Below are 4832 nucleotides of genomic sequence, written 5' to 3'. Positions count from 1 at the left end.
GACCAAACGGGGGCTCGGCGTTTTTCTGCTGGGCCTGTACCTCAAGGTCATGCTCGGTTTGCGACTCGATGGCCTGGCAAGGATTTCGCTGGTTCATCTCAAGAGGATAAGCAAGAAGTGATTCCCGCTCCAGTGTCCGACGAAATTTACATCGACACGCCGCCGGCCTACCGGCAGGACCAGATGTTCGACTTGTCGAATCTCGCGCTCAATCGCGACGGGACATTGGTGCCCTACGCGCGCGTGCGCGAAGTGCACGCCAGTGCCGGCAGAACCGTACGCACCGCCGATTACCTGATGTCCTTGCCAGCAAACAACACCCCCAAGGACTACTACTCGCTCGGCGTCCTCGACAACTTCAAGATGCTGGCTGCACGTCCTGATGTACACCTTCGAGCCTTTTTGGTGCTGGAGCCGCCCGTCGTCGACCCGAGTATCTATAAGGCCTTACCGGAATTGACCGCAGCTTTCGAGCGGGTCTATGTCCACAACTTGAACGGTGACGGCTATTCGCTCGCAGGTGTTGACAGCTCGCGATTGCGCCAACTCTATTGGCCGCAGCCTCGCGAAGATGTTATGGAACCCTACTGGTCTCGGCGTGACCGTCTCAATCGCATCGTGGTGATCAACGGAAACCATGTGCCACGCAAAGTGCCGAACGAGCTCTACAGCCGCCGCATCGAGGCGATGACCGAACTGGCGGAATCCGGTGTTGTCGATCTTTATGGTCGCGGTTGGGCCAAATTAAAGGCTCGTACGTCTCTCTGGTGGCCCTATATAAGCCGGCGCAAAACGCTGCTGTCGATTTACAGAGGCTCGTGCGAATCGAAATACGAGGTACTGAGTCAATACAACTTCTGCCTCTGTCTCGAAAACATGGCGATGCAGGGGTACGTAACCGAGAAAATTTTCGACTGCTTCTATGCGGGAACGATTCCCCTGTATTTGGGCGCTCCCGATATCAAGCAGTTGATCCCCAAAGAAGCCTATATCGATTGCCGCGAATTTTCATCATGGCACGATGCCTACAAGGCGGCTGCGGCAATGTCGCCCGAAGCGGTTCGGCAAATGCGCGAACACGGCCGACGGTTTGTTCAAAGCGAGCAGGGCCGACGATATACCGATTCCTTGCTGAGGATTGTCGGAGACGCGCAATGAATCCCTCGTATTCTGTCGAATCCGATTCTCAGCGCGCTCGAGGGCGACCAGGATGATCAGAAATCCATTTTTTGAGCTTCCATGGGGCAAAGATTCTCAGGTATTGCTGATCTTTCTCACGGTATTTTCGTGGTCGCTCTTTCCGGTGATGCTGAAGCAATTCAACATCACGCTGTTCCAGGCCGGTTTCGCGATCTGTCTGCTCGTGATCTGTCTGTTTGTCGCCCTCACAGCACAGCGCAACCAATTGACGCTGACGCCTCTGCATAAACTCATGCTGATTTTCTGGGCGGGCTATCTATGCATGCTATTGATCGCTTCTGTCCATGCGACATCGAGAACCAGCATCGTGCAGTGGTGCATCCTGTTCACCAAGTTCCTGTTTTTCCTGTTTCTGCTTTTCCACATCAATCGAAAATTTGTCTACGCAAGCCTGCGCATTTATTCGAACTTGATGGTCGCGACGGTTGTTTTTTCGCTTGCCGCCATAGCGGCGGTGTTGCTCGGCATCCATCCCTTCAGCACGATGGAAGTCGGAGGACGTGCGGCGGACGTTTTCTTCGGTGCCTACTACATCACCAACACGCCCATATGCCCGCCCACGCCGGTGTTCCGCATTCAGGGACTCAGCGAGGAGCCCGGAACCTACGCGTTCGCATTGATGCCCGCGCTGTTCTGGTTCCTCATCGCGGAGAAGGCTTATCTTCGGTCCACCGTTATCGTGCTCGGATTGATGCTTAGCATGTCCCTGGGTGCCGGGCTTTTTCTCTGCATGGTGCTGGTGCTGATTTTGCTTCTGATGGTCATCAAAAGGTCTGTTGGCGATCATAAGTTGGTGATCTTCCTGGCGGGTGCAATAGGCGCCATTGCCCTGATGTACAGCCTGGCCGGCGCCTGCACTAAACAGTATCTTGAGAACTTGAGCGACAAATCCGCCATGGCACTGGTCGAAGGATGCATGAAAGAGCATTCTTCTGACCGTGAGACCTGCGTACACCGGGTTGCCCATGCCCTGAGCACCACACCGACCGGCAAGTCGTTGTCACTTCATGACCGAAAAGAGGGGCTGCGTATCGTCATCGATTACTTGAAGGCGCATCCGATCGGAACTGGCACCGCGCTCGGCATGCAAACCGTGCAGAACTCGATTGCTGTAGGTTATGCGGTCGCGACACTGGAATCCGGCGTCGCCGGTGGAATCTTTTACCTCGGCCTTTTTGCGACGATGGGCTGGCTTGCCCTGCGAACCATCGTCAGGGCGGACAACAAATCATTTGATGGACACGTCAACGTTGCGGTGTCGTTAAGCATCGGCGCCGTTCTCGTAATGGGCGCCCAGCGGATTCAGCCCGACCTGAGCTTCTGGCATATGTGGCTCTACGCAATATGGTTTCACCTCCTGCAGCCAACAGCATCGGGCGCCAGCACCGACTCACGAGCTCTTTGAAAATCAACATCCGCAGAGCACAAATTTGTGACCTGCGATCTTCAAATATTCCATGCCACGACAAACATGATTCCGCGACTCCTGAAAATTATTGATATGCCACCGGGGGAAAACCTGTGGGCCAGGAGCATCGTGATTGCGGGCGTCGGCATCTGGCTCATATTTTTCACGCTGGGACTGTCTGGCTACGTCGGCGCGAAGGATTCTTATCTGCTTTTTTCGGCCGCGACCGGCGTCATGCTGATCACCGGATGCCGTCAGAAACACAGTTACGGCTATTTGTTCCTGACGGTATTTCTGTGGCTCGGGCTCTGGTTCAAACTGACGATTCATACCATTTTCAATTACCCGTATGTCGAACCCATCGGATTGTTCGAGGGTGCGCCCGCAGCGTGGGACGAAGTACTACTGGTGGCAAGCGTGGCCAGCTTGGGTGTCATTGCGGGCGGCATAGCCTATGCAGCCCTGGCAAGACGTGTCAGCCCCATACGTGATGAAAAGAAACTCGTTGTGCCTTCATGGTACGAACCAAATAGGAAATGGCTATGGCTTGCGCTGGCGCTCGCGACGGCAGGGGTGCTGGTTGTCAATCTGGCATACGGAATACATCGAATCGGCCTTGCACCAAAAGCGTCTCTGATGTGGCCGATGAACTCGGTAGTAGCCTGGCTGCTCAACATCGGCCTGGCTACTTTCGTTGCCCTTTTTGCCTGGTGGGACATCACGCTCGGGAAAAACCCCGCCTTGGCAGCTTACGGAATTTTGATTGAAGCTTTTCTCTCGAGCACGTCGATCCTGAGCCGGGCAGCCTATATCTTTCACGCCGTTCCACAACTTTTCGTTTTACACCAATTCAGGCACAAGCTGGCGGGCTGGTCGCGCCTGAAAACAGTCATGCTTGCCGCTGCCTTTTGCGCGCTGCTGGTGGTATCCATATCGGCCGTCACGACATTCCGGAACTATTTCTACCAGACCGGCCTGTATACAAGCACGGCCTACCATGAGGCCTACTACCGTTGGGAAATTGTCAGCGGCCAACTCGGCACGCTGGAGGATCAACTCAAAATCGCCCCCCCGGAAAAGCGTCCGCCAATCATTGAATTGATGCGGAAACTGAATATCGAAAAAATACAGCTGGAAGCGATCATGGCCGCCGAAAAGAAGAAATGGGCGGAAGCCATGGGCACGGATTCGGCGCAATCCCGGCTGTTACTCAATGAGTTTGGTTATCAGCTGACCGACGGTTTTTCAGCCCGCCTTTTACAGCTAAGTGTTGACAGATGGATAGGCCTGGAGGGCCTGATGGCCGTGCAGGCCTATCCAAACAAGGACCCGGCGCTCTTGCGTCGTGGTTTTCTGGAGAAGCCGGCGATAGGAAAACCCGATATTTACCAAAGCATCTCGAAGTCTGTATACCTCAAGTCCGACGGTACAAAATTCAGATTTGCAAGCCTGCCTGGCGGGCCGGCCTTCCTTTATTACAGCAACTCGCTCTGGATCGTCGCATTCGGAATGGTTGTTTTTACGTTCCTGGTGCTACTTGTCGAGCTTTTGATACGAACCTTGACCCGCAACCCCATTCTCTGTTCGCTTTACGGCGTCGTGATGGCCAGCACCGCTGTTCAATTCGGCGTGGCACCGCAGCAAAGCATTCCCTATTTTCTGGTTCTCGGCTGCGGTATCCTGCTGGTATGGACGGTCCATACGCGAGGTTTTGCGTTCGCTCTGTACAAGTTGAAACTGGCAAAAGCCCCGCCACCACGTGACAACTAAAACGGCAACAACCCTTTTTGTCCACGCCACCAATGTGCACTCCGGCGGAGGGCAGTCATTGCTGCGCGCGCTGCTTGAGGCTCTGCCGGCTGGTCGTGACACAACTGCGTTGCTCGATAGCCGCATGCCAGTGCCGAAGACTCATCTTCCGCACCTGAAAGTCATTACTGTTGCGCCTACCGTGTGGCGTCGTTTCTGGGCTGAATGGTGGCTTTCCAAATCCGTGGAGGCAGCTGACCTCGTGCTGTGCTTCGGCAATTTGCCGCCGCTCTTCAAGCTGAAGGGACGCGCCGTTGTGTTCGTGCAGAACCGTTATCTCGTCGAACCGGTGACGCTCGCCAGCTTTCCTCTCAGGACACGCCTGCGGCTGTTGATCGAAAGGGCTTGGTTCGCCCACAAGGCCCAAAACGCGCAAGCCTTCGTCGTGCAAACTCCGTCGATGCGCGACCTGCTC

Annotated in this window: 3 protein-coding genes and 1 pseudogene; all 4 read left to right on the top strand. The window is 55.0% G+C overall.

Going from position 1 to position 4832, the window contains the following annotated elements:
• Positions 1-132 precede the first annotated feature (132 nt).
• Complete coding sequence (locus tag AC1D1P_RS14415; RefSeq protein WP_477673459.1) at positions 133-1158, top strand: glycosyltransferase family 10 domain-containing protein; 1026 nt, start codon at positions 133-135, stop codon at positions 1156-1158.
• Positions 1159-1210: 52 nt separating this feature from the next.
• Entirely contained in the window at positions 1211-2605 is a 1395-nt protein-coding gene (locus tag AC1D1P_RS14410) for a hypothetical protein (RefSeq protein ID WP_477673458.1), read from the top strand.
• 66 nt (positions 2606-2671) lie between these two features.
• Positions 2672-4378, top strand: coding sequence for a hypothetical protein (locus tag AC1D1P_RS14405; RefSeq protein ID WP_477673457.1), 1707 nt, complete (start codon positions 2672-2674; stop codon positions 4376-4378).
• A pseudogene (locus AC1D1P_RS14400) lies at positions 4368-4832 on the top strand (glycosyltransferase); the annotation flags it as partial. The gene AC1D1P_RS14405 and the pseudogene AC1D1P_RS14400, both read left to right, overlap by 11 nt.

Source organism: Polaromonas sp. P1_E1_2 (assembly GCF_056406035.1).
This window is presented reverse-complemented; position numbering and strand designations above follow the sequence as displayed.

Excerpts from the sequence above, each read along its gene's own strand:
- AC1D1P_RS14410 (WP_477673458.1), top strand. The coding sequence starts at position 1,211 with ATGATCAGAAATCCATTTTTTGAGCTTCCATGGGGCAAAGATTCTCAG.
- AC1D1P_RS14405 (WP_477673457.1), top strand. The coding sequence starts at position 2,672 with ATGATTCCGCGACTCCTGAAAATTATTGATATGCCACCGGGGGAAAAC.